Raw genomic sequence first — 25183 nt, 5'->3', positions numbered from 1 at the left:
GCCTTAGATCGTAATAAAAAACAAGAGTAAGCGGCTACTTACCCTTGTCTGAGAAAAATAACATCTTTGGAACAAACGACTCCAAAGACATCATTAATAAAATACAATACAAAGTTATGAAATTCCAGGAATTATTTTGGAACAAGGATTCCCATTATTTCTTAAAAATATATCGTAGAATGAAAATAGGTTTATTTTTATTGCTTGTAGCTCTTATGCAACTTAAAGCAGAGAATTCCTATTCGCAAGTGACATCCTTATCTATGTCTCTGAAAAATACCACAATAGAGCAGGTTTTGGATCGAATAGAAGAAGAAAGTGAGTTTACATTTCTGATTGTCGATAATTCGTTGGACATGAAGAAACTGGTAAATCTAAATGTGAAGAAGCGGAATATCACGAATATTCTGGATGAATTGTTTAAGGGGATGAATGTGCAATATCAGATTGTTGATCGGCAGATTATTTTATCAAAAAAGATAATGACTGATACTGATGAAGGAAAAAAATCTCCGTTGAAAGGAAAAGTCGTTGATACTTCAGGACTGCCTGTAATAGGGGCAAATATTACTTTAAAAGGAACAACGACTGGAACAATTACGGATATAGATGGTCTCTTTCTATTAGATATTCCGGAGAATTCAACTCTCTTAATTTCTTATATAGGTTATGTATCAAAGGAAATAAAAGTTGGTAAAAACAAAGAATTATCGATTGTATTGGCAGAAGATACACAAGCATTGGATGAAGTCGTTGTAGTTGGATATGGCACACAAAAGAAGGTTAACCTAACAGGTGCTGTATCACAAGTTACATCTAAGGTGTTAGAAAATAGGCCTATAACAAATTTGGGGCAAGGGCTTCAAGGGACTATTCCAAACTTGAATGTAACTTTTAATAGTGGTAATCCTAATGAACAAGCAACAATGAATATACGAGGTTTGGCCTCTATTAGTGGTGAAGGCAGTTCTCCTTTAGTGTTGGTTGACGGTGTGCAAATGAATCTGAACATGGTAAATCCGGAAGATGTCGCAAGTATATCTGTTTTAAAAGATGCTTCTTCTGCTGCCATTTATGGTGCACGTGGGGCCTTTGGGGTTATATTGATTACCACTAAAACAGGTAAAACTAACACAAAACCGACAATCGAATATTTTGGAAGTATTCAATTGAACACATACACATATATTCCTGATATGTTGTCGGCCCCTGATTATATGCTCGCTGCCAATGAGGCCTCATTCAATAGTAGTGGCAAAAGTAAATATTCAGAAGATCAAGTACAATGGGTAAAAGATTATTATAATGATCCTATAAATAATCCGGTTTATCATATTATGGAGAGTGGCAAGATCTTTTGGAATGGTAATAATAACAATTATGAACAAATGCTCCAAAAATGGGCACCTACTCATAAACATACTATAAATATACATGGAGGAAGTAAAGGAATTCGTTTTTATGCATCTGCAGGTTATATGAATCAAGAAGGTATGCTTAAGGATGCGACAGATGTATTTAAACGTTATAACTTTTTGAGTAATATTTCTGCTGATCTTACGAATAGTTTTCGAGTAGGATTTAAAGCTTCATATACGCATACAATTTACGATCAACCTCATGTATATACAACGAAAGGGAATTGGTGGCAACAAATGGCACGAGGAGAACCTCAAATTTTATTCCCTATCACTACTCCGGACGATTGTCCGGTCGGAGGAGGTATCCCGACTGAACATTTCTATAATTTTCTTACTTCTGGTTCAAGAGATATTGAAAATAATGATGTGTCATTATTGGTGGGAAATTTTGAATGGAATATTTTAAAAGGGTTAAATCTTAAAGGAGACTTTAGCTATCGCGGTACAAATAATCGTCAGAAAAATATTCAAAAAGAATTTAGCTATATTCGAGACTCTTGGACTGAACAAATTAGTGCTACATTTCCATCATCTATTGTTGCTCAAAATTCAAGAGCACATTATTTTGCAGCCAATATTTATGGAGAATACAATCTGAATATAAAGGATAAACATCACATAAGTGTTTTAGGTGGTTTTAACCAAGAATGGCAAACTTATCGGGAGGATTATACAAAAAAGGAGGAACTTATTTCGAATGAGATACCGTCCATTGGATTGAGTACTGGAAAGGTGACAACCAAAGATGATGAGTATAGTTGGGCTATTCGTGGTGCATTTTTCCGTTTGAAATATGATTTTATGAATAAATATTTATTCGAAGTAAATGGTAGATATGATGGAACATCTAAATTCCCTCATAATTCTCGTTTTGGATTTTTCCCCTCTTTTTCGGCAGCTTGGCGTATATCTCAAGAAAGTTTTATGGAACAAACACAGAGTTGGCTGACAGATTTAAAACTTCGTAGTTCTTACGGTAATTTGGGAAATCAAAATATAAAAGGTTATTATCCGTATATTTCTACATTTAGTGTGACTCAGCAAACCCCATTTATTATTAATGGCTTGTTACCAATTTCTGTAAGTGCACCGGGTTTGGTCGCTTCTGATTTAACATGGGAAAAAGTCAAAACATTTAATATTGGTCTTGATGTTACTGTTTTTGAAAAATTGTCAGGTAGCTTTGATTGGTTCGATCGTCGTACGATCGATATGCTTACTGCTGGAGAGAAGCTACCCGGAATATTAGGAACAAGTGTTCCTCGCAGAAATAATGCTGATATGAAGACTATAGGTTGGGAATTATCTCTTAATTGGCGTGATCAATTAAAAAATGGACTAAGTTATGATATAGGTCTGATCTTGTCTGATTATCAAAGTGAAATAACTAAATTTGATAATAATCCCAGTAAACTATATGAAGATTATTATGTAGGGAAAAAAATAGGTGAAATATGGGGATATGAAACTGTTGGTATTTTTCAGACACAAGATGAAGTTATTTCTTCTGCAAATCAAAGTCAATTAGGAAATGGTGATAAATGGAAACCTGGTGATGTACATTATGCTGATTTAAATGGAGATAATGTAATAAACTGGGGAGATAAAACAGTAGAAAATCCGGGAGACACAAAAATTATAGGGAATAATACACCTCGTTATCAATTTGGAATTACAGGAAATTTATCTTGGAAGGGTATTGATTTCAATTTCTTCTTACAAGGAGTTGGTAAGCGAGATTTTTTCCCGAATGGTAATTATTACTGGGGGCATCTTAATAGTCTCGGAGCTGTAAGTACGTATGAAGTTTATAAAAATGCTTGGCGTGAAGATATGCCGGATGCTTTTTATCCTATGTGGAAAGCCGAGTCTGGTTATAATATAAAAACTCAAACACGCTATTTACAAAGTGGAGCCTATGCCCGATTAAAAAACATTACATTGGGTTACACACTTCCTCAGTCCTGGGTCAATAAAATGTTCTTGAATAAACTGCGGGTGTATGTGTCGGGACAAAATGTCTTTGAAATAACCAATATGCGTGGCGATTTTGATCCTGAGATCATAGGAACTATTGGACAACATTATCCTTTGCAACGTTCAATGTTGTTTGGTTTACAATTAACATTATAAAATAGAATGGAGATGAAAACAAGATATATATTAGCTATTGGGTGTACATTTATAGCATTGTTTACCAGGTGTAACAATGATTTTATGGATCGTTTCCCGACGACAAGTGTTACAGATAATAATTTCTGGAATTCTGAGAGAGATATGGAGCTTTATTGTAATGGTTTATATACATACATTAAGGGGCATGGAGTGGGGCATGATCAAAGTCCGATAGTTGCTGGAGATAATCAAAGTGATAATATGGTACCGCAAAATTATGATAAAGTTGCGGCTGGCGAACATATAGTTCCTGAAAAATCGGGAGATAATGAATGGAACTGGGAATTCATTCGTAAATGTAATTATTTTTTATCACGCTATAATCGAGCCGGTATAGCACAAAAAATAAAGGATTCTTATGCTGCAGAGGTACATTTTTTTAAATGTTGGGAATACTTTAATAAGGTGAAGCGTTATGGTGATGTTCCTTGGTTGTCCGAAGATTTAACGACAGATTCAGAAGAGTTATTTGCTCCTCGGGATTCTCGCTTACTAGTTATGGATTCGGTTTTAACTAATTTAAATTGGGCAATATCTAATTTGCCAGTTAAAAGTGAAGCTGTAGATGGTCGTATTAATAAAGATGTAGCATTGATTTTAAAAGCTCGGATTTGTTTACACGAAGGAACATTTCGTAAATATCATGGAATAGATGATGGTACTACTTTTTTAAAAGAGGCCGTTGATGCTGTTTCAACCTTGATGCATGAGGGTAATTACTCCATTTATAATACAGGTAACCCGGATAAAGATTATAGAAATTTATTTTGTGATTTGGATTTGGCTGGAAACCCGGAAATGATCTACTATAAAAAATATGAATTGGGGCTTTTGGGGAATAGAATAAGCAACCTGTTGGAAGGGGAAGAATCTGCTCTTGGATGGAGTGTCAGTAAATCTTTGGTTGACTCGTATCTTTGTGAATGTGGAAAACCTATTTCTTTATGTAAGGAACATTTTTTAGGTCATGACAGTATCCAGGTAGAAATGCTTCATCGGGATCCACGTTTATGTCAAACCGTGTGTTATCCTGGTAAAGATTTATTAAGAGAAAGTATTTTACCTTCTATTCCTGGTTCTGGTATGTCTACGAGTAATATACCTACAGGATACCGTATTATAAAGTTTTGGGTGGATGATCCGGAAGAATATTTGCGTTATCAACAAGGTATTTTGGATGCTCCTATCTTCCGATATGCAGAAGCTTTATTAATTTATGCGGAAGCTAAAGCGGAATTAGGCGAATGTACTCAAAATGATTTGGATAAATCGATCAATCTTTTACGGAAACGCGTAGGTATGCCAGACATGATAATGGCAAATTTAATAAAAGATCCTTTATCTGATTTTCCGTTATTGCCTGTTTTGATAGATGAAATCAGACGAGAACGTAGAGTTGAGTTAGCTTTAGAATCCTTCAGATATGACGATATGATGCGTTGGAAAGCTGGAAAATTATTTGAAAACCCAGTTAGAGGAATGAAGTATGTTGCTTCACAATATCCTAAAGTCGTATTAGGGAAACATATTCAGATAGATGATGAAGGTTTTATACTTCCTTATTGGAACATATTACCAAATGGACGCACGTTTGATGAATCAAAACATTATTATTTTCCACTTCCTACAGAGGAATTAGTTATTAATCCGAATTTGAAACAAAATCCGGGTTGGAAATAAAATAAATCAATCAATAGAAGATAATTTATGAAAAAGAATTTATTGGTAGCCATTCAGTTAGGTTTGAGTAGCTTATCGATGGCTCAGCAAACAGATAAGCCAAATATAGTTTTTATTTTTGCGGACGATATGACGATTAGGAGTTTAGGGTCTACTTCAAATGGAGAAGTAATAACTCCTAATTTAGATCGTATGAAAAGTCGGGGAACATTTTTTTCCCATACGTTCAATCAGGGAGGCTTTAACTGTGCTATTTCTGCTGCAAGTCGTGCCATGATGAACACTGGTAAATATTTATGGAAATCTCTGGATGAGACAGGCGATATTACGGGAAGTGGGAAAAATGAATGGCCAGATGGTATAGAACCTTACAAGCTGCAAAAACCTGCCAAAGCATCTCCTTTGTGGAGTCAATACATGAAAGAGGAAGGCTATGATACTTATATAACGGGTAAATGGCACATACCTATACCGGCTGAGCAAGTTTTTGACCGTGTCAGTCATATTCGTCCGGGTATGCCAAATCAGACGAAAGTACGTTACAATCGTAAATTTATACAAGGAGAGCCTGATACATGGAGTGCGGCAGATACAATTCATGGAGGGTATTGGAAAGGAGGTAAACATTGGAGTGAAGTCTTATGTGATGATGCTTTAGAGTATATAGAAGAAGCGAAGCAAAAAGACAATCCTTTTTTCATGTATTTGGCATTTAATGCCCCACATGATCCTCGGCAGTCTCCCCAGGAATGTTTGGACATGTATCCGTTGGATAAAATATCTGTTCCGGAAAATTTCCTTTCAGTCTATCCTTATGCAGAAGAGGGAGGATCTGGTAAAGATTTGCGTGATGAAATGTTGGCACCTTTTCCTCGTACAGAATATGCTGTAAAAGTTAACCGTAAGGAATATTATTCTCTGATTACGCATTTGGATATTCAAATTGGAAAAATTTTTGATGCCTTGGAAAAGAGTGGCAAACTAAACAATACATATATATTTTTTACGGCAGACCATGGTTTAGCAGTTGGCGATCATGGTTTTATGGGTAAACAAAATCAGTATGATGCCAGTATAAGAGTTCCAATGTTTATTATTGGTCCTGGGGTTAAGGAAGGAGTAATAGTTGATGATTTGATGTATTTGCAGGATATCATGGCAACCTCTTTGGATATTGCAGGAAGTGATGGGGTTAATGCTGTAGACTTTCAGTCTTTTCTTCCTTTGGCACAAGGTAAAAAGATGAAAACTAGAGATGCTGTTATTGGTTGTTATATCGGTTGTCAGAGGATGATACGTACAGATAAATATAAAATGATTATTTATCCAAGAGCAAATATCGTACGTTTATATGATATACAGAAAGATCCACATGAAATAAATGATCTTGCCGGTAATAAAAAGTATCATAAAATAATGGATAAACTTTTTAAACGTTTTCAGGAACTACAACAAGAAATAAAAGATCCTTTAGATGTAAGACCTTATTATAATGCGTTTATGACAAATAACGAAAGTTCGATATAGATTATTAATTAGGGTTTGTTGAATTACAAACCCTAATTATGTATATGGTTTGTTTTATTATATTTTTGTTCTTTACAAATTAGTAATCGATGTCGGATTTCTGGGTTTTCTTTGGAAGATCGGTATTTCACTATGATATGTGGTAGAGAGTCTTCATGAATAAATATTAGGTAACCGGACTCTATATTTATTGTGACATTTGATAAATGATGACTATATTTGTTGTCAATCAGAGATTATTGTTATTACCAGTATTAATGGTGATAGTAGGAGATGTCCTTTTGGGAATAGAATATATTGATCCGACTTCTTGGTTTGTTAACCCGGATGGAAGTCTATAGACCGAATTATACAGGGGAGACTTTTTACATCTGAATTCTGAAGGATATAAAGTTTGGTGCTCTCAAATAGATCGTTTAATTAATAATTAAGGATAAGGATATTATGAATAAAACAAAGATTGCCGGTTTTACAGCTGGATTATTACTGCTGGTTACCAGTATGCAGGCTAAGATTAGTTTGCCATCCGTTTTTGCTGATCATATGGTATTGCAGCAAAAAAGTGAAGTTCCTGTGTGGGGATGGGGAACGGCAAGTGCAACAATTAAAGTAGTAGGGAGTTGGGCTCCGAAAGATACTGTCTCTGTGGTAGTCCGTTCTGACGGTTCCTGGGAAACGTCATTAAAGACGGTGGAAGCAGGAGGCCCCTACACCTTGTCTTTTTTAGGAGATGGAGAATGCCAGTTGAAAGATGTCATGTTGGGCGAAGTCTGGCTTTGCAGCGGACAATCCAATATGGAATGGACCCCGATGAGTAACATCGATAACCGGGACGAAGAGATTGCTGCCGCTAATCATCCTGATATCCGCTTTTTCCATATTCCTAAGCGTGGAGCAGCTACTCCGCAGAATAATTGCGAAGCATCCTGGGCTGCCTGTACACCGGATGTGATGAAGAATACCAGTGCTGTGGCATACTTTTTCGGACGCAATTTGCAGAAGGACCTGAATGTACCTGTCGGACTGATTGTTTCGGCGTGGGGAGGAACTCCGGCTGAAGTATGGACACCGGAAGAGTTAGTTGTGAATGATCCCCGGATACGCGATGCGATGCCTGGTAAGACATATCCGTGGTGGCCGGTTGAGCCGGGTGTGTTATATAATCAGATGATTAATCCGATCGTTCCTTATGCTTTGGCAGGTGCAATCTGGTATCAAGGGGAGTCAAACCGCGATCATCCGGACTCGTATGGTATCCTGATGAAGACAATGATCGAAAGCTGGCGGAAAAGTTTTAAAAAAGACTTTCCTTTCTATCTCGTACAAATCGCTCCTCATACTTATAATTCAATTGATAACGGGGCAGCTTTGATTCGTGAACATCAGGAGTGGATTTCCCGAACAGTCCCTGGTACCGGTATGGTCGCTGTTTCCGACTGTGTTGCCGATGTAAAGAATATTCATCCTACTGACAAACAAAGTGTTGGTTTACGTTTGGCTAATATGGCTTTGGGTAAAACCTACTCCCGGCTTGATTCTGGTTTTGAAAGTCCGGTATTTAATACGCTGACTGTCAATAAAAATAAAGCAGTGATTTCTTTTTTGCATGCGGAGAATGGGTTGATGTGTAAAGATAAGCAGATCGTCGGTTTTCGTATTGCCGGTGAAGATGGTGTTTTTGAGCCTGCAAAAGCACAGATCAAGGAGAATACAGTCGTTGTCTCTTCGCTACGCGTAAAGAATCCGGTAGCCGTACAATATTGTTTTGATGATGCAACTATCGGAAACTTATTTAATAAGGATGGTTTGCCGGTCGCTCCTTTCCGAACGGATAGAAATTGGAATAATGAATGATATTATTCCTTATCTTTGTTCTTAAAAACAGATAGTATGAATGCAGAGATTATACAATTCCTGAAGGAATTAAGTGCAAACAACAACCGGGAATGGTTCCAGGCTAACAAAGACCGTTACGATGTGTTGCATAAGGCTTTTTTGGATGAGGTTCAGCAGCTGATCAACAGGATCGCTCTGTTCGATCCGCAGGTAGCAGGTTTGGAAGCGAAAGATTGTCAGTTCCGTATTTACCGGGATTTGCGCTTTTCTCCGGACAAGACTCCTTATAAAATTCATTTTGCCGCTTACATGGCTCAGGGCGGACGTGCCAGTGAACGGGGCGGATATTATATTCATCTCGAACCGGGTAACTGCATGTTGTCGGGTGGAGTCTGGTGTCCTCCTCCCAAGCTGTTGAAGATGCTTCGTCAGGATATATACGATCATATTGACGAGTTTGTAAGCATTATAGAAAAACCGTCTTTTAAGAATACGTATCCGGTGATGGAGGGTGAAGTGCTGAAGCGTATGCCGGCAGGTTATCCGACAGATTTTAAATATGACGAAATTCTACGTCATAAGGATTTTTGTTTTGCCGCTAATAAACCGGATGAGTTCTTTTTGCAAGATGATTGGATGGATCAGACAATCAAGATTTTCCAGGAACTTCTCCCTCTCAATAATTTCCTGAATTATACGGTGGATGAATATCTGGGAAGGGTATAGGATATAATTAGAAAGATTTGAACTATTTTAATAAGAACCAGGTACGCGGATGACACGGATTAGGCGGATCAAAACGGATTAAATGATTCGACCCGTTCAAATCCGTTCAAATCCGCTCAATCCGCGTCATCCGCGTACCTGGTTCTTTTATTGCGACAAATAGATTCAAATTTGAAAAAAAGCTGTGTCGTTATCCGGAAATAATGATCAAGATAATGCTGCAATCGCAGTCCCTACCAGATTGGCATTATTCATTTTATTAACGTGAACTTTTACGTCACCAATTCCAAGTTCGTTCAGAAGAATATCCAATTCTTCCATTACGAGTACATTATAATTCTTATCATTTCTGTTGAGGCTCCAGAACATACTGCCTTCAGCTACCAGGCAAACCTTTTTGATATCCTTATTATATGAAACCAGTAAAGAGATCAGACCGGCTAGTGAGGAGGCTACCAGTTGGGCAGAACGGTTATAGATCCAATGCGCAACCTGTACATATTTCTCCTTGTGGATATCCGGATAATTCATGATGGTAGTCAGTTTTTGGGCATCGAACTTTTCTTCGAACTCATCGAGAGGGAAAGTCGATTTCAGTATTTCTCCCAGATACATGCCGGAAACAGCCTTTTCAAATCGTTGCATGCCACGGCTGTCAGAGCAGGCATCGACCATTTCGTCTACCGTCGTCAGGAAAGGCGGATGGAAATTGCCTGATTCCAAATTGACAGGGATCAAGCCGTCTGCCTGTATGGATGCAGGAAGTTTGGTTATCTTATCTGCAGGAATGAAAGTTGCCATATTGGTTCCGGTTCCGACTATCAGTCCGATATAAGCATCGTAGTTACTATCCGTAAGTCCGGCAAACAAACTGGCAACCGTATCGTTCAATACTTTTATATTCGTGAATTTAGGTTCGTTCCGTTCATTGAGGTATTCGAGCAACGGTTTTCCTACGGGTTGTCCCAGCATTTCTTTGATGTGAACACCCTTTGTCCAATGCAATAATTTGGCATCGCCGTCCGGAAGCGATTCAGCCGCATATGAAAAACAGTAACCTATAGGCATTTCTACGTCCCGTTTGATCTCTCCGATCGGATCGGCTAACTCTTTAAATAATTCCTCTCGGGTGAAACCGGGAGTTTTCATAACCGATAAATCCTTTTTCCATCCGTTCTCAGGATGAATCGTCGCTTTGTCGTTTGCGAAGTTAACGGTAGCGACACGATAGTTGGTCCCTCCCAGGTCGAGAACCAATGCCTTACCATTTATATTATTACTTTTGGGGGTAATGAATGTCGGGAGGCATTGTATTTCAGCATTCTCTTTTGCTAACCCCTCTTCTACTTTCTGTCGCAATGAAAGAGCGATCTCTTTCAATTGCTCGTTTTCCAGTTTAAAAATATTTCTCTCCATGATATACTGATTTAATTGGGTACTAATATCATTCCTTTATTTGTAAATAACAAACGAGTATGGATATTTAGTTTTAAAGAATGTGTATGATACTCAAAAAAACTCTTTGTGTCAATTTGTAAGTTGTGAGTGATATTGTATTGGTTTATTTAGAAATATCGGGTAAAAAGTAGCTTTATTTTGTGCTTTTGAAGTAGGTTTATTATAAATTGTAAGTTGATCGGTCTTTTGTTGTAATGTAGAGGTGGTTTAAAATAGTTAAATAACTTATTTTGGCTATCAAAATGTCAGCAAATATTTGGTTTATATCGGAAAACTATGTTCATTTGCACGCAATTTGAAAGTAAATCTTATAAGTAATATATTTTATGAAAGCTTCAGTTTTAAGAAAAGAGATTTTGTCACTTGTTGTTTTGTTCGTTTGTAGTCTGGCAATGAGTGCCGCATCTCCTAGAAACTATCTTTATGATACGAAAGAGGAGAACGGAAAGATCGTTTCAAAAGTAGTATTCTTGCAGGAAGAAGGACTTTTGAATAAACAGGTGAAATATGAATTCACCTATAATGAGAACGGCAGAGTCGCTGAAAAGAAAGCGTACCGCTGGAATAAGACACAAGAAACATGGGATCCTTATTATCTGATTTCTTATCAGTATAATGAAGATGGAAATATAACTTCCGAATACGGAATGTGGAACAAAAAGAAAAAAGACTATAGCCTGAATCAACAGAAAATGATTGTTCCGGCTACAAGCTATGAAGAGATTTTCTCTTAAGAACCTATTTTATAAAACATTCATAGACACACACGAAAGTGGCGCGAATAACAAAAGACGTGAGTCCCTGTTATTAGCGCCACTTTTATTTTGTGAAAGATTATCGGGTTATCCGATAATCTTTTCTAATTCTTCCAGATTCTTGGCAACATCTTCGTCTGTTACTTCATAATTGGTCAGGTCGCCTGCCAGATACTGGTCGTAAGCCGCCATATCGATCAGACCGTGACCGGACAAGTTGAACAGGATCGTACGTGCCTTTCCTTCTTTCTTCGCTTCTTCTGCTTCGCGGATGGCAACAGCAATAGCGTGAGATGATTCCGGAGCCGGGATGATTCCTTCTGCTTGGGCAAACATTGTTGCCGCTTTGAATGTATCCAACTGTTTTACGTCCGCAGCATTCATCAGTCCGTCTTTCATCAGCTGGCTGACGATCGAACCTGCACCATGATAACGCAGACCGCCTGCATGGATATTGGCAGGAGCAAAGTTATGTCCCAACGTGAACATCGGAATCAGTGGAGTGTATCCGGCCTCATCTCCGAAGTCATACTGGAACTGTCCGCGTGTCAGTTTCGGACAGGATGCCGGTTCTGCGGCGATCACACGAATATCTTTACCTTCTGTCAGTTTGTGACGCAGGAACGGGAAAGTGATACCGGAGAAGTTTGAACCGCCACCGAAGCAACCGATCACCACATCCGGATATTCGCCTGCCATTTCCATCTGCTTTTCAGCTTCCAGGCCAATCACAGTCTGGTGCAACATCACGTGGTTCAAAACGCTACCCAATGTATATTTACAGTTAGGCACCTGCATAGCCAACTCTACGGCTTCCGAGATAGCAGTACCCAGACTACCCTGATAATTAGGATGATCGGTCAGGATCTTACGTCCGGCTTTCGTACTCATACTCGGTGAAGCGATCACCTGTGCACCGAAAGTTTGCATGATCGAACGGCGGTAAGGTTTCTGGTGATAGCTGACCTTTACCATATAAACAGCCAGTTCCAGGCCGAAAGCCTTGGCAGCATAGGAGAGGGCGGCACCCCATTGTCCGGCACCTGTTTCAGTGGTGATATTGGTAACACCTTCCTGTTTACAATAGTAAGCCTGTGCGATAGCAGAGTTCAGCTTGTGTGAACCGATCGGGCTGACACTTTCGTTCTTAAAGTAAATATGTGCAGGAGTATCCAGCATCTTCTCCAGTCCGTAAGCACGAACCAGCGGAGTGGGACGCCATACCTTATATAATTCGCGAACTTCTTCCGGTATTTCGATCCAGGCATCGGTCGTATTCATTTCCTGATGGGAAGCAGCTTTGGAAAACAGGGGATAGAGATCCTCTTCTTTCATCGGTTGCTTGGTCTGCGGATTCAAAATAGGAAGTGGTTTGTTCTTCATATCAGCCACAATATTATACCAGGCTGTGGGTATGTCTTTCTCCTCCAATAAAAACTTTTTCGTATTCATAATTATTTATGTAGTTTACATTATTAATCGATTTGGCCTTTAAGGCTTACAACTTGGAAGCAAAGTAACAAATAATATTTCATTCTTCAAATTGAATAAACAAAAATATATACCTTTGTGCCTTCAAATTAGACAAATAGATAACAAACGACAACAATGAAAAAACTGGCTCTGCTACTGGTAAGTGCACTGACTTTGTTTTCCGCAACTGCCCAGAAGAAAAACTTCACTTACAAGTTTTATGGATTTGTGCGTGGTGACTTGTTTTACAACACGCGTGCGAATATGGCTCCGGTAGACGGAAACTTCTACCTTTTCCCTCTTGATGAACAACCGGATGCTGACGGGAAAGACCTGAACGCGACACCCAACGGTAGTTTTTATACATTTACTTCCCGATTGGGAATCAGTGTGACCGGCCCGAATGTCGGCTCTGCAAGGACTTCCGCCTGCCTGGAAACTGATTTCGGTGGTTTCTCGGCAAGTACGACTATGCTCCGTATCCGTCAGGCATGGGTAGCACTGGATTGGGAAAAGAGTAATTTATTGATCGGTCACACCTGGCATCCGTTATTCGGTTCCGTTTTTCCGGATATGCTGAATCTTTCTACGGGAGCACCTTTCCAGCCGTTCAACCGCAGCCCGCAAATCCGTTATCAGTATAAAGCCGGACAGGTGAAGCTCACGGCTTCTGCTATCTGGCAGCTGCAATATACATCGAGCGGTCCGAAAGGAATGAGCGAGGATTATATTAAGAACAGCTGCGTGCCGGAATTTTATGTCGGAGCGGACTATACTTCCGATAGCGGCTGGCTGGCAGGGGCGGGTATCCATCTGATTTCCCTGAAACCTCGTACGACATCGGAGATAAATGACAAAGTTTATAAGGTAAATGAGCGAATGACGACATATTCCTATGAAGCTCACTTGAAATATACCGGACGTAATTATACCTTTGCAGCCAAAAGCCTGATGGCTTCCTGTTTGGACCAGACGGCTCTGATCGGAGGTTATGGCATCAGCTCTGTCGATCCGAAGACCGGTGAACAGGAATACACTCCGTTCCGCCATTCGACAACCTGGGCGAATTTTACCTATGGAACGAAATGGAAAACGGGTCTTTTCATGGGATACACCAAGAATCTCGGTACGGACGACGAACTGACCGCATCGAAAACGGTCTACGGTATGGGACTGAACATCGACCAGTTATTTACTGTAAATGTAAATTTATCATATAATTTGCCTCATTGGCAGATCGGTCTGGAATATTCTCCGGCAACAGCCTGGTACGGTACGATCGACCAGAAGAATGGCAAAGTGGGAAACACCCACGCCGTAACCAATCACCGCATATTGGGATTGGTTATGTATTATTTCTAATTTGAACGCTTTTAAATGAGAACGAAGCTAGGTATGTTTTTATTGGCCGGACTGTTGATGGCAACTTCCGGTTATGCACAGAAAAAGAATTTTTCGTACAAATTTTACGGACAGGTGCGCGGTGACTTGTTTTACAACTCGCGTGCCAATTCGGAGATCGTGGACGGTTTGTTCCATCTCTATCCGAAAGACGTCGAACCGGATGCCGACGGCAACGACTTGAATGCTACGGCTAACGGTAGTTTCTATCTGCTTTATTCCCGTTTGGGGATAGATGTGGCAGGACCGAATGTCGGGAAAGCAAAGACGACTGCCAAACTGGAAGTCGATTTCCGTGGTTCCGGAAGTAACTTTGCGATGATTCGTGTGCGACATGCCTATGTGAATCTCGATTGGGGAAAATCAGCCGTATTGATCGGTCAGACCTGGCATCCGTTGTTCGGAGATATCTTTCCGCAGATGCTGAATCTCTCCACGGGAGCCCCTTTTCAGCCTTTCAGCCGTAACCCGATGTTGCGTTACCGTTATACGGATCAGGGATGGAGCCTGACCGGGGCGGCGATTTGGCAGTTGCAGTATTTGTCTACCGGGCCGAACGGAAAGAGCGAAGAATATATAAAGAACGGTTGCGTGCCGGAATTTTATTTCGGTGTGGATTATAAGAAGGATAACTGGATGGCCGGTGTAGGAGCCGATATCCTTTCCATCGCACCGCGTGTCAAATCTACGGTGGGAGATAATGTATATAAGGTAAAGGAACGGGTTACTTCCGTCTCTTTCGAAGCTCATGCCCGCTATACCAATGAAAACTGGAAGATATCTGCCAAGACATTGCTGGGTTCCAACCTGGCTCACCTTTGCATGCTGGGCGGTTATGGCGTAAGCAGTATCGATAAGCGTACGGGTGAACAGGAATATACGCCTTACCGTCATTCGATGACCTGGCTGAATGTTGTCTACGGTAAGAAATGGCAACCGGGCCTGTTTGTCGGTTATCTGAAGAACCTGGGTGCAGGCAAGGATATTGTCGGACCGACTTATGGTGTCGGACTGGATGTGGACCAGGTATTTACTACTAATTTGCAGATGTCGTATGTCCTGCCTCACTGGAAAGTAGGCTTGGAATACAGTCCGTCCCTCGCCTGGTATGGTGACCGTACATTGGCTGACGGACGTATCCGCGATACGCATTCGATAACAAATCACCGTGTATTAGGTGTATTAATGTATATGTTCTGATGAAAACACTGATAATTGGAGCGAATGGCTTTACTGGCAGACGAATCTTGCAGCACCTGTCCCGGCAGGGAAAGTATGAACTGACAGGCTGTTCCTTGCATAAAGATATTTTGCCGGGAGATAATTACCGGTTTGTTCAGGCAGATATAAATAACCATCCGGCTATCGACCGGCTGATTGCTGATGTTCGTCCGGATGTCGTAATCAACGGTTCCGCCTTGTCCGTCCCCGATTATTGTGAATCACATCATGAAGAAGCCTACGCCGCCAATGTGCTGGCAGTAGAGAATATAGCCCGTTGCTGTGAGAGGACTGGCAGCCGTTTCATCCATCTGTCTACTGATTTCGTCTTCGACGGAAAGAAGACCGGATTATATACGGAAACGGATACCCCGGCTCCTGTGAACTATTATGGCATATCCAAATACCAGGGCGAATTGGCTGTTGCTGCTAGTTGCAGTAATTATGCGAATGTCCGTGTAGTCGTTGTTTACGGAAAGGCATTGCCGGGACAGCACGGTAATATCCTGCAACTGGTGAAGAACCGTCTGCAAGCCGGTCAGGAGATACGTGTCGTTTCCGATCAGTATCGTACACCGACCTGGGTACAAGATATTGCCGACGGTGTGGAGAAACTTATGCACACCTCTCTGAACGGAACCTGGCATATTTGTGGCGGCGAATGCCTGTCAATAGCCGATATTGCCTACCGTGTAGCCGATTATTTCCAATTGGATCGTTCGTTGATCATTCCGGTCACTACGGAAGAAATGAACGAAGCCACCCCGCGTCCCCGTTTCAGCGGACTGAGTATCGACAAGGCTGGTTGCGAACTAGGCTACACTCCCCATTCCCTGGAAGAAGGAATGGCAGAAATGAAATAGAATTTTATATAACAACAATATGAGCACAGAAAACAAAAACTCTTTAGAACTGAAGTACGGCTGCAACCCCAACCAGAAGCCGTCGCGCATTTTCATGCAGCAGGGGGAATTGCCTATCGAGGTATTGAACGGTCGTCCCGGATACATCAATTTCATGGATGCCTTCAATAGTTGGCAATTGGTGAAAGAACTGAAAGAGGCTACAGGACTTCCCGCTGCCGCTTCTTTCAAACACGTCAGCCCGGCTGGTGCCGCTGTTGGAATCGAGATGAGCGATACGTTGAAGAAAATCTACTTTGTAGACGATCTTCCTCTGACTCCTCTGGCAACCGCTTATGCCCGTGCCCGCGGTGCAGACCGCATGTCTTCTTACGGTGACTTTATCGCTTTGAGCGATACTTGCGATGAAGCGACAGCCCGCCTGATCAACCGTGAAGTATCCGATGGCGTCATTGCTCCCGACTATACGCCGGAAGCTCTGGAGATCCTGAAGAACAAACGGAAAGGTACTTACAACGTTATCAAAATCGATCCGGCTTATACACCGGCTCCGATCGAACATAAGGATGTCTTCGGCATCACTTTCGAACAGGGACGTAACGAGATCAAGCTGGACGAAAGCTTGCTGACCAATATCCCGACAAAGAGCAAGAATTTCTCGGAAGATGCTAAACGCGACCTGATCATTGCCCTTATCACTTTGAAATATACACAGAGTAACTCCGTTTGTTATGCCAAGGACGGACAGGCGATCGGTATCGGTGCCGGCCAGCAAAGCCGTATCCATTGTACCCGCCTGGCAGGAAACAAGGCTGATATCTGGTTCCTCCGCCAGCACCCGAAAGTAATGAATCTGCCTTGGATCGAAAAAATACGCCGTGCCGATCGTGATAATACGATAGATGTATATATCAGCGACGACCATGAAGATGTATTGGCCGATGGTGTATGGCAGCAGTTCTTCACTGAAAAACCGGAAGTCCTGACCCGCGAAGAGAAACGTGCCTGGCTGGATACCATGAACGGTGTGGCTTTGGGCTCGGATGCTTTCTTCCCGTTCGGCGACAATATCGAACGTGCGCATAAGAGTGGCGTGGAATATATTGCACAGGCAGGCGGCTCAGTCCGTGACGACCATGTGATCGATACTTGCGACAAGTATGGTATAACGATGGCTTTTACCGGAGTGCGGTTGTTCCATCATTAATTTATAGAAGAAGATGAGCAGATTTTCCATTCAAGAAATCTGCTCATTTTTATTAATGGCATCAACGTTATTCTTGTGTTGGTTATTTATACTATATTTGTTCGAGCTATACTCTTATGGAAAAGGATACATCATATATAGAAGAACTGGTGTTAGGAAGTCATGAGGCTTTCAGATGCTTGTTTATGAATTATTTCCCCAAAGTTAAATATTTTATCAGCCATCTTATTAAATCGGAGGTTATAGCTGAGGAATTGGCTCAGGATGTTTTTATGAGAATTTGGGAGAATAGGGAACAGTTGAGGAACGTCGTATCGTTTAATTCATATGTTTACCGAATGGCCAAAAACATAGCTTTGAATTATCTGCGGCATAAATATTTGGAAGAGAATTATCTAGAAGAATATGATGGAGAAACCGAGTTTACAATTGAAGGAGAGTTGTATGCTCGTGAGATAAAACTATTGGAACAATTGACTGTCAGTCGTATGCCTCCCAAGCGTAAAGCTATTTATGAAATGAGCCGGAAAGATGGGCTGACTAATGATGAAATAGCGACCCGCATGGGTATTTCTAAAAAGACCGTAGAGAACCACTTGAACCTGGCATTGAAAGAAATTAAAAAGACATTATTTTTATTCACTTCCTTTTTTATATAAAATACCTTCTTTTTTTTGGGTGTAAGTTTATTTTCGCGTGTCTTAATAATAGATAACGGAAAATAATATTATGTCGAAAGTATATCAGATCATAGAAAGTTTCTTTAAGAAAGATCATCCGGAAGAGATTCGAAAGGGGTTTACCCATTGGTTTTTCTCTTCTTCCAGGAAAGAGAAAGATGAAGCTCTTTTCCGGATTTGGGAAGAACTGGAGATTCATTCCGATGCCTCGACAGAAAGTTCCTTCAAGCATGTTGAAAGACGATTGGGATTTCCTGTGCGAAAGAGACTCTCTTTTTCATTGCAAAAGTGGGGACAGATAGCAGCTGTTTTGCTTATTCCTTTACTTAGTGTATGGTTTTCATGGAAGTATGTGCAGAATTATACTCAGGAGGAGATCGAATGGGTAGAATGTTTTGTTGCGGCAGGCGAAATTCGTTCTGTTGTTTTACCGGATAAATCGGAGGTCTTGCTTAATTCCGGAAGTTCTTTATTATATCCTGCCGAATTTAAAGGAAAGATTCGTAATATTTATTTAAGTGGAGAGGCTAAGTTCTCTGTTTTTTCAGATAAGAAGAAGCCATTTATTGTTAAAACACACGATATGGCCGTAGAAGCTTTAGGAACTGTTTTTAATGTATCATCCTATCCGGAAGCCGAAACAACAGTAGCTTCACTGGTAGAAGGAAAGCTTAAAGTGGACATTAATTCCAGTCAGGAAAGTTATATTCTTAATCCGGAAGAACAGGTTATATATGACAGGGAAACGGGAAAAAGCGAACATAAACATACTCGGCTGGATTATGTACTGGCTTGGGAAAAAGGACAAATGGTATTCCAAAGTGTTTCGTTGTATACTGTTATCAACGAGATTGAGAGAAAGTATGGAGTAACGGTTTATCTTAATTCCAAAGGTTTGAAAGACGAACGCTTGACAGTCAAATTCCTGCATGATGAGACGTTGGAAGAGGTCTTTTATACTTTGCAGCAAATCATAGCCGGATTCAGATATAAGATAGATGGAGATAAAGTATATATTTATTAATAATGAACACACAAACGATACCATGAAAAAAAGAACCGGAGAGTTTTATTTGCTGCACAACTCTCCGGTTTGAAATCGAACACATTTCATAAGGCTTAATTATAAAAATAGTATTCAACAACAAAAATAATATTATTCATGGAAAAGAATAACAATTTATCCTGTAAATCTTTACGAAAGATATTTACCTATTTGTTCCTTTTCTTCATAACCACAAGTATATCGGCACAAAACGTAAATATCAACAAGCAAAATGCCACATTGGCCGATGTCTTTGAGGAAGTGGAAAATCAGACAAAATTATCTATTGCTTACAGCGAATCGACAATTAATAAAGACCGACGTGTGTCCGTGAACATTTCTGAAAAACCTGTAAAAGAGGCGATGACAGAGATATTGAAAGGTACGGGAGCTGTATTTACAATTAAAGAAAATCAAATTCTGATAAAACCTGCACCTGTATCAACACAACCACAGCAGGAGAAGAGGAAAACAATTACAGGTACTATAAAAGATGAGTCCGGATTACCTGTCATCGGTGCTAACGTAGTGGAAAAAGGAACGAGAAACGGTATTATAACAGACCTTGATGGAAAGTTTTCGTTAACTTTGGAGCAAGGTGAAGTGGTGGAAGTGTCTTATATTGGCTATATGACACAGGATGTATCAGTCAGAAACAAGACCGATATATCGGTTATATTGAAAGAAGATACGCAAACATTGGATGAGGTTGTCGTTGTAGGTTACGGCACACAGAAAAAGGTGAATCTGACAGGTGCGGTATCTTCCGTTTCGGCTGAAGTTATGGAAAGTCGCCCTGTTACAAATATAGCCCAAGCCCTACAAGGGGTTGTGCCCAACCTGAATGTCAATATATCCAACGGCGCACCTAACACTTTTGCTTCTTATAATGTGCGTGGTGCAACATCCATGTCGAAGAATAGCAGCGGAACATGGCAGGTTGATAATGGCAGCCCTCTTATTTTGGTAGATGGTATCGAGATGGAGAATTTTAACCTTAGTGCTTTAAATCCGAATGATATGGAAAGTATCTCTGTTATTAAAGATGCTTCTGCTTCGGCCATCTACGGTGCGCGTGCCGCTTATGGGGTTATTCTGGTGACTACCAAGCAAGGGAAGAAAGGTAAAGGAAGAGTGCAATATTCGTATGATGTACAGTGGAATCATCCTTCAGCACGTCCGGATTTCATGAACTCTTATGATGCCGAATATGCAAGAATAATGAACAGAGTCTATACAGGTGGTTCCAGAACAACAGAAGATGATATGCGCCTGGAAGCATTACAAAAATATATAGATAATCCTGTTCCCGAAAATGCCTGGATGTATGAGCCGGGAAGCAACCAGCAATCTATTTGGTGGGTTGGAAACTTTGACCCGTTTGAAATGATGGTAAGAGACTGGTCTCCTACGCAAAAGCATAACGTAAGTATTTCCGGAGGTTCTGAAGCCTTGCGCTATTACGCTTCGCTGGGCTTCCAGGATCAGGATGGTTTTTATAAACTCCGCAATGACAATATGCGTCGTTATAACGGAATGGTTAATCTGGATGCGAAGATAAATGACAAGTTCAGTGTCAATATCAAATTGTCATATAACGCAACACGTTATAACGAACCATTACCTTTTTCTTATAAAGGCGATCCCTGGTCGGTTATTCTATATCAGGGGAAATGGAATCAGAATATGCCCTTGTTGACAGGACCGAATGACCCGGTTCCCAATACTCCGACCAACAGCATTGTTTCGGCTTATGCTTATAGCAACAGAAACAAAAGAACAGACAGAAGTGTAGCCGTATTCACTGCAAGTCCGGAATATCAGGTCTTGCCACAATTAAAATTGAAAGCCGACTTCTCCTATCGTCCTTCTTCTTATGATGTAAAAGACGTGGAACCCGAATTTCAGTATATTCAGGATAGCTGGGAAGCATTAAACATTGCGACTAATACGGAAACAGGACGTATCAGTAAAACGAAAGAAGATGTACAGCTTTTCACAACTAATATATATGCCGATTATAATCAGACATTTGGCAAGCATACATTGGGAGGATTGGTAGGTTTCAACCAGGAAGTCTGGAAGAAAGAACAGTTGTCTGCAGGAAATACAGGAATCATGAGTATTGGCGCTCCGACACTGGGAAATACCTATGGCATGAATCCTTCGAAAAGTGAAGTGGACGAACATTGGGCTGTACGTGGCGTATTCATGAGGGTTAACTATAACTTTTCTGACCGTTATCTTTTTGAAATGAACGGAAGATATGATGGTTCATCTAAATTCCCGCACGACTCGCGTTTCAAATTTTTTCCATCTTTCTCTGCTGCATGGCGTCTTTCGGAAGAAAGTTTTATGGCCGATACGCGTAGTTGGTTGGATAATCTAAAAATAAGAGCTTCCTATGGTTCGATCGGCAATCAGAATGTGGCCAACTATGGTTTCTATTCCAGAATGGGTTCCAGTCAGTCGAGTGCTATGATTAACGGGCAACGTCCTTATCAGGTGAATCCTCCCGGATTGATTAGTCCGGATTTTACCTGGGAAACGGCTACTACTATCAATGGCGGTTTGGATATCTCTTTACTTACCAACAGACTGAACTTTTCTTTCGACATCTACAGACGTGAAACGAAAGATATCATTATGGACGGTTCAACTTATCCGTCAGTGCTCGGAACCAGTGCTCCTATGGTGAACTCCGGTAAGCTGAGAACACACGGATGGGAGATGAGCATTGGATGGAAAGATCGCCTTTCAAATGGTTTCTTTTACGATTTGAACTTTGTGTTGTCCGATTATCAGACCGAAGTCGCTCTCTTCAATGGCAACGACAATTGTAGTTTGGGCTCTTTGTATACAGGAAAGAAAGTAGGTGAAATCTGGGGATATGAAACCGATCGCATTCTGCAGGAAGGGGATATTGCTGACAACCTGATTATCCAATATACAGACGTAAACGGAAACAACCTGCATCGTCCGCACGAATCGAATAGTGCTTACTATCCGGGCGATATCATGTATAAAGATATCAATGGAGATGGCGAAGTAAACAGAGGTATGAATACATTAGACGATCATGGCGACCTGAAAGTTCTTGGAAATAATACACCACGCCTGAAGTTTGGTTTGACAGCAAATTTTGCATGGAAAGGTTTCGACCTGAATCTCTTCTTCCAGGGAGTTGCCAAAAGAGATGTCTGGATTAGCGATAAAACATATTGGGGAGATGAAGATGGTCCCGGCAGTAAAACCGTTTATGAAAATTCATGGACACCGGAACGGACGGATGCCAAATATCCGCTTTATGGGGCCCGTCGTTCGCAGAACTGGTATACGCAATCGGCTTACATGTTTAACGGAGCTTATCTACGTTTGAAACAGGCTATTCTGGGTTATACTGTTCCGGCAGAAATCACGAACAAGATTAAGATGAGTAAACTCAGAGTCTATGTTTCAGGCTTTAACTTGTTTGAAATTACAGAATTACCCGGTGTATACGACCCGGATTTGCTGTCAACTTCCTATCCTCAGATGAGAAGTGTTGCTTTAGGTGTACAAGTTGGATTTTAAAAGATATGATAGTATGAGAAAACATAGTTCAAATATAAAAGTGCTGGCTTTATCAGCGTTGTCATTTTGCCTTTTTGCTTGTAATGACGATTTTATGGACCGTCCTCCCAAAGACGATATAGTAAGTGAAAACTTCTGGAACACGGAAACCGACCTGGAGCTTTATCTCAATGGTATGTACCGTATCTATGCCCGAGGGCATAACCAGGATCCATACGTTGCACCTTTGAACTTTAGAGGAAGCCACATTGCTTATGGCGATGCTTTTTCAGATAATGCAGTTCGTAGCGGTCAGAATGTGAACGTCAGACTGACTAATGCTTATACCGTTCCTTTGAATGATAATTACAATGGATGGAGTTGGGGAGATTTACGTCGCGTAAATTATTTCCTGACAAACTACGACAGAGCGCCTATTAGCGAGGATAAGAAAAAGGCTTATGCTGCTGAAGCTTATTTTTTCAAGGCATGGGACTACTTTAAGAAAGTACAGATTTTTAGTGATGTACCCTGGCTTAGCCGCGACTTGAACATAGACTCGGAAGAACTGTACGCGCCGCGTGATTCGAGAGAATTGGTGATGGACTCGGTGTTGTTTTGCATAAACCGTGCCATTGAATGGTTTCCGGAAGTTGCAACACCTAACTCGGTAGGTCGTATAAACAAGGATATGGCTCAGTTTTTGAAAGCAAGAATCTGTCTGAATGAAGGAACTTTCCGGAAATACCACACAGAATTGAATTTGCAGAACACTGCTAATGTATGGTTGGAAGAAGCTGTTAAAGCATCCGATTATCTGATTAAATCGGGACGATATGAATTGTTTACCAATGGAAATGATGATGCTTATTGGGCACTGTTCGCTCAGTTTGATACCGAAATTAGAACCAATCCGGAGGCCATTTTGGGAGTAGAATATAGCTTTGATAATAAGATTGGCAATGACCTGCTTCGTTATTATGACCAGAATAATCACATGGGTATTTGTGCTCAAAAGAGTCTGGTCGATGAATATCTGTGCGAAGACGGACGTCCTGTCTATATCGGTGGTTCGAAAGGTAATTATGAAGTAAACCCGCTGTTTGAAGGATATGGAAAATGGAGCGAGTTGAACAATCGCGATCCCCGTATGTCGCAGACAATCTGTAAACCGGGAGAATATATCACCGTCTGGAACAGAAACACAGGAGTATATGGCATCAACGAAAATGGAATAACCTATCCTAACCTGAAATATCTTGGTACTGAACAGTCTGGCTACCGATTCATCAAACATTGGAAACCGGACCTGGTGAACTACCAGAGAGCCAGTGGCTCAACGCAATCGGCTATTGAGTTTAGATATGCAGAAGCTCTGCTGATATATGCAGAAGCAAAATGTGAACTGGGCACAATCTCGCAGAATGATATTGATATAACTATCAATAAGTTGCGTCTACGTGCCGGGTTCGACTTCGAGAAATATCCAACAGCTAAGCTGAATATGGGAAATATTCCGGCAGACCCTCGCTTGGATGCTATTTACAGAGAAAAGTTGGATTATACGGTTTCCCCCTTATTGCGTGAGATACGTCGTGAAAGACGTGTTGAGATGGCCCAGGAAGACCTCCGTTATTGGGATTTAATGCGTTGGAAGGCGGCAGGCCTGTTGACTGTTCCGATGAGAGGTGTAAAATTTACTGAAGAGATGCAGGCTCTTTATAATGGAGATTACAACAATGGGGTAGTAGATCCGGAAACCGGTATCCGCGAAACAGCAGTGACGGCAATTGCCAATAAAGATGTCTTTTTAGATGAAGAAGGTTTCATCATTCTTTATCCGAAAAGTATAAATATTCAAACTGGCACATTACCATGGTCCGATTACCGTTACTACTGGCCTATCCCGAAAGGTGAATTATTGTTGAACACGAACTTAATTCAGACGAAAGGCTGGGAAGATAAATAAAGTAAAAGGTGATTTTATTTTATTAAAGCAGCTCAACGAGATAAATTGGTACCTGCCTGTAATTTATAATTACGGAATCATCCTGTGTAAAACCGTATCTGTCCTTTGAAGATAAACATCTGAAAGGGTGACGTCGCGATTGTTTATGACGTCACCCTTTTTCCCGTTTTATATAAGAACTATTCTTAGGACTT

General features: G+C 40.7%; 16 protein-coding genes. 14 read left to right on the top strand and 2 right to left on the bottom strand.

The features are described 5' to 3' along the window. The first annotated feature begins 179 nt into the window (after positions 1 to 179). From DXD68_RS08970 to DXD68_RS08950, 5 genes are all read left to right on the top strand, one after another. Complete coding sequence (locus tag DXD68_RS08970) at positions 180 to 3554, top strand: TonB-dependent receptor (RefSeq protein WP_158585869.1); 3375 nt, start codon at positions 180 to 182, stop codon at positions 3552 to 3554. A gap of 12 nt (positions 3555 to 3566) precedes the next feature. Next, a complete protein-coding gene (locus DXD68_RS08965; protein ID WP_158585868.1) occupies positions 3567 to 5276 on the top strand; it encodes a RagB/SusD family nutrient uptake outer membrane protein in 1710 nt (569 codons plus the stop codon). Positions 5277 to 5303: 27 nt separating this feature from the next. Next, positions 5304 to 6803, top strand: a complete 1500-nt coding sequence (locus tag DXD68_RS08960) for a sulfatase-like hydrolase/transferase (RefSeq protein ID WP_122361311.1) — start codon at positions 5304 to 5306, stop codon at positions 6801 to 6803. A 444-nt stretch (positions 6804 to 7247) separates the two neighbouring features. Continuing rightward, a complete protein-coding gene (locus tag DXD68_RS08955) occupies positions 7248 to 8657 on the top strand; it encodes a sialate O-acetylesterase (RefSeq protein WP_122361310.1) in 1410 nt (469 codons plus the stop codon). 36 nt (positions 8658 to 8693) lie between these two features. Beyond that, entirely contained in the window at positions 8694 to 9365 is a 672-nt protein-coding gene (locus tag DXD68_RS08950; protein WP_122361309.1) for a DUF2461 domain-containing protein, read from the top strand. 207 nt (positions 9366 to 9572) lie between these two features. Here DXD68_RS08950 and DXD68_RS08945 read toward each other — a convergent pair whose 3' ends face one another. Next, entirely contained in the window at positions 9573 to 10781 is a 1209-nt protein-coding gene (locus tag DXD68_RS08945; RefSeq protein ID WP_122361308.1) for a hexokinase, read from the bottom strand. Positions 10782 to 11149: 368 nt separating this feature from the next. Between DXD68_RS08945 and DXD68_RS08940 the strand changes: the two genes are divergently transcribed. Continuing rightward, the gene (locus DXD68_RS08940) at positions 11150 to 11557 is read left to right on the top strand and encodes a DUF3836 domain-containing protein (protein ID WP_122361307.1); all 408 of its coding nucleotides are present in this window, start codon (positions 11150 to 11152) and stop codon (positions 11555 to 11557) included. Between the two features lie 108 nt (positions 11558 to 11665). On the opposite strand, the gene DXD68_RS08935 is transcribed toward DXD68_RS08940, so the two are convergent. Next, on the bottom strand, positions 11666 to 13030 hold the full coding sequence (locus DXD68_RS08935; protein ID WP_122361306.1) for a TrpB-like pyridoxal phosphate-dependent enzyme: 1365 nt from the start codon (positions 13028 to 13030) through the stop codon (positions 11666 to 11668). Positions 13031 to 13186: 156 nt separating this feature from the next. Between DXD68_RS08935 and DXD68_RS08930 the strand changes: the two genes are divergently transcribed. The 8 genes from DXD68_RS08930 to DXD68_RS08895 all read left to right on the top strand — a co-directional run bounded on the left by DXD68_RS08930 (position 13187) and on the right by DXD68_RS08895 (position 24989). Then, positions 13187 to 14413, top strand: a complete 1227-nt coding sequence (locus tag DXD68_RS08930; RefSeq protein WP_122361305.1) for a hypothetical protein — start codon at positions 13187 to 13189, stop codon at positions 14411 to 14413. 15 nt (positions 14414 to 14428) lie between these two features. Beyond that, complete coding sequence (locus tag DXD68_RS08925) at positions 14429 to 15652, top strand: DcaP family trimeric outer membrane transporter (protein ID WP_122361304.1); 1224 nt, start codon at positions 14429 to 14431, stop codon at positions 15650 to 15652. Then, complete coding sequence (locus DXD68_RS08920) at positions 15649 to 16536, top strand: SDR family oxidoreductase (protein WP_199715617.1); 888 nt, start codon at positions 15649 to 15651, stop codon at positions 16534 to 16536. Before DXD68_RS08925 ends, DXD68_RS08920 begins: the two co-directional genes overlap by 4 nt. A gap of 19 nt (positions 16537 to 16555) precedes the next feature. After that, entirely contained in the window at positions 16556 to 17743 is a 1188-nt protein-coding gene (locus DXD68_RS08915; protein ID WP_122361302.1) for a phosphoribosylaminoimidazolecarboxamide formyltransferase, read from the top strand. A 116-nt stretch (positions 17744 to 17859) separates the two neighbouring features. After that, positions 17860 to 18402: an RNA polymerase sigma-70 factor gene (locus DXD68_RS08910; RefSeq protein WP_122361301.1), complete on the top strand. Its 543-nt coding sequence runs from the start codon at positions 17860 to 17862 to the stop codon at positions 18400 to 18402. Positions 18403 to 18472: 70 nt separating this feature from the next. Next, complete coding sequence (locus DXD68_RS08905; protein WP_122361300.1) at positions 18473 to 19447, top strand: FecR family protein; 975 nt, start codon at positions 18473 to 18475, stop codon at positions 19445 to 19447. A gap of 138 nt (positions 19448 to 19585) precedes the next feature. Next, the gene (locus DXD68_RS08900) at positions 19586 to 23041 is read left to right on the top strand and encodes a TonB-dependent receptor (protein WP_122361299.1); all 3456 of its coding nucleotides are present in this window, start codon (positions 19586 to 19588) and stop codon (positions 23039 to 23041) included. 13 nt (positions 23042 to 23054) lie between these two features. Next, on the top strand, positions 23055 to 24989 hold the full coding sequence (locus DXD68_RS08895) for a RagB/SusD family nutrient uptake outer membrane protein (RefSeq protein WP_122361298.1): 1935 nt from the start codon (positions 23055 to 23057) through the stop codon (positions 24987 to 24989). The last annotated feature ends 194 nt before the right edge of the window (positions 24990 to 25183 follow it).

This window comes from Parabacteroides sp. TM07-1AC, from assembly GCF_003480915.1.
Lineage (GTDB): Bacteria > Bacteroidota > Bacteroidia > Bacteroidales > Tannerellaceae > Parabacteroides > Parabacteroides chongii.
This window is presented reverse-complemented; position numbering and strand designations above follow the sequence as displayed.

Bases quoted from the DNA above. Each gene is read 5' to 3' on its own strand.
- DXD68_RS08970 (WP_158585869.1), top strand. From the start codon at position 180: ATGAAAATAGGTTTATTTTTATTGCTTGTAGCTCTTATGCAACTTAAA.
- DXD68_RS08965 (WP_158585868.1), top strand. From the start codon at position 3,567: ATGAAAACAAGATATATATTAGCTATTGGGTGTACATTTATAGCATTG.
- DXD68_RS08960 (WP_122361311.1), top strand. From the start codon at position 5,304: ATGAAAAAGAATTTATTGGTAGCCATTCAGTTAGGTTTGAGTAGCTTA.
- DXD68_RS08955 (WP_122361310.1), top strand. From the start codon at position 7,248: ATGAATAAAACAAAGATTGCCGGTTTTACAGCTGGATTATTACTGCTG.
- DXD68_RS08950 (WP_122361309.1), top strand. From the start codon at position 8,694: ATGAATGCAGAGATTATACAATTCCTGAAGGAATTAAGTGCAAACAAC.
- DXD68_RS08945 (WP_122361308.1), bottom strand. From the start codon at position 10,781: ATGGAGAGAAATATTTTTAAACTGGAAAACGAGCAATTGAAAGAGATC.
- DXD68_RS08940 (WP_122361307.1), top strand. From the start codon at position 11,150: ATGAAAGCTTCAGTTTTAAGAAAAGAGATTTTGTCACTTGTTGTTTTG.
- DXD68_RS08935 (WP_122361306.1), bottom strand. From the start codon at position 13,030: ATGAATACGAAAAAGTTTTTATTGGAGGAGAAAGACATACCCACAGCC.
- DXD68_RS08930 (WP_122361305.1), top strand. From the start codon at position 13,187: ATGAAAAAACTGGCTCTGCTACTGGTAAGTGCACTGACTTTGTTTTCC.
- DXD68_RS08925 (WP_122361304.1), top strand. From the start codon at position 14,429: ATGAGAACGAAGCTAGGTATGTTTTTATTGGCCGGACTGTTGATGGCA.
- DXD68_RS08915 (WP_122361302.1), top strand. From the start codon at position 16,556: ATGAGCACAGAAAACAAAAACTCTTTAGAACTGAAGTACGGCTGCAAC.
- DXD68_RS08910 (WP_122361301.1), top strand. From the start codon at position 17,860: ATGGAAAAGGATACATCATATATAGAAGAACTGGTGTTAGGAAGTCAT.
- DXD68_RS08905 (WP_122361300.1), top strand. From the start codon at position 18,473: ATGTCGAAAGTATATCAGATCATAGAAAGTTTCTTTAAGAAAGATCAT.
- DXD68_RS08900 (WP_122361299.1), top strand. From the start codon at position 19,586: ATGGAAAAGAATAACAATTTATCCTGTAAATCTTTACGAAAGATATTT.
- DXD68_RS08895 (WP_122361298.1), top strand. From the start codon at position 23,055: ATGAGAAAACATAGTTCAAATATAAAAGTGCTGGCTTTATCAGCGTTG.